General features: G+C 30.2%; 2 protein-coding genes. Both read right to left on the bottom strand.

Annotation, left to right across the window (positions count from 1 at the left end; genetic code table 11):
- Positions 1 to 36: 36 nt before the first annotated feature.
- Complete coding sequence (locus WKT11_RS19760) at positions 37 to 678, bottom strand: alpha/beta hydrolase (protein ID WP_021419670.1); 642 nt, start codon at positions 676 to 678, stop codon at positions 37 to 39.
- 170 nt (positions 679 to 848) lie between these two features.
- Positions 849 to 1,142: a hypothetical protein gene (locus WKT11_RS19755; RefSeq protein WP_003865508.1), complete on the bottom strand. Its 294-nt coding sequence runs from the start codon at positions 1,140 to 1,142 to the stop codon at positions 849 to 851.
- Between the last annotated feature and the right edge of the window lie 73 nt (positions 1,143 to 1,215).

Genomic DNA, 1,215 nt, shown 5'->3' with positions numbered 1-1,215 from the left:
ACTAACTGCTTTGTGTGTGGATATAAAATCTAAATTCTATTGTATAACTTTTCTTAGCCAATTATCTCTAAATAAAATCTGTTCGTCAGTATGAAACCAATGTTCTCCGTCATTCATAACGGTAAGATTTGCACAATGTCTATCAATAAATTTATCTACCGTTTGACGTGATGTAAGATTATCATGTTCAGCATACAAAATTTCAGTAGGCGTTTTCCAATTTATCGGGTTTGCCCGAACAAAACATAGATATTCCCACGATAATGTTTCTCCAAAATCAGTTGGTATTTCTTTTCTTTCAGAAAGTTCCTTTTCAGACACATTCGCCCAGCTCATCATATCTACTATAAGTTGTTCCATATCAAGTATAGGCGATATGAATAATGCTTTTTCAATCTTGAAATTCTGTAATGTGTGCATTGTAAAATAAGCTCCGATACTATTAGCAAGTACATATATGTAGTCATATTTTTCAGATATTTTATCGTAGACTTCCATAATTTTATTTTTTACAATCCACGGGAAATAGTCATTATAATCTACTCCAAAAACATCAAAATCTAAACAAATATTTTTGAACTGTTCAGTTTCAAGATAACTTCCACCTTTACCATGAACATATATCATTGCTTTCTTCAAAATAACGCCCCCATAAATCAGAATTTTATATATCCACATTATACCATTCCTATATCAGCACTACAATAAAATTTTATGCACCGATAATCTTATTGAACAGCTCTAACAGACACCATTTCATCACTCCAATCTGAAATTTTGGTAAGAAAAAAGCAGTCAATCCTAAGACTAACTGCTTTAAAAGCTATTAAACTGTATTGTATAGAAAATTATTTTTTTGACGTTCCCCAGTCAACCAGCATAAACAAAGCGATACCCATACCTGCAATCAAAAAGAAAATACTTATACTTTTCTTTTTTACTAATCCAACAATACCTATGATTATTAAAAGGATAGAAACTATTAACGACATATAGAAACAGAACTTCGCCCATTTTCCACCTTTATTACTAAAATATTCTTGTCTTTTGTCACTAACTCTACATTCTAAGAAATATTCTACTAATCCACTACTTAAATATTTTACAATATCTTTAATAAGTTCCACAATATCACTTCCCATATAAAATTATAATATCTGCTATTTGTGGGGTATTATAACACTTCTATGTATGCTTTACAACAATTTATGCACC

Origin of the sequence: Blautia sp. HCN-1074, assembly GCF_037890165.1 — a bacterium.
GTDB lineage: Bacteria > Bacillota > Clostridia > Lachnospirales > Lachnospiraceae > Blautia_A.
The sequence above is the reverse complement of the archived record's forward strand: the minus strand, read 5'-3'. Positions and strand labels throughout refer to the sequence as shown.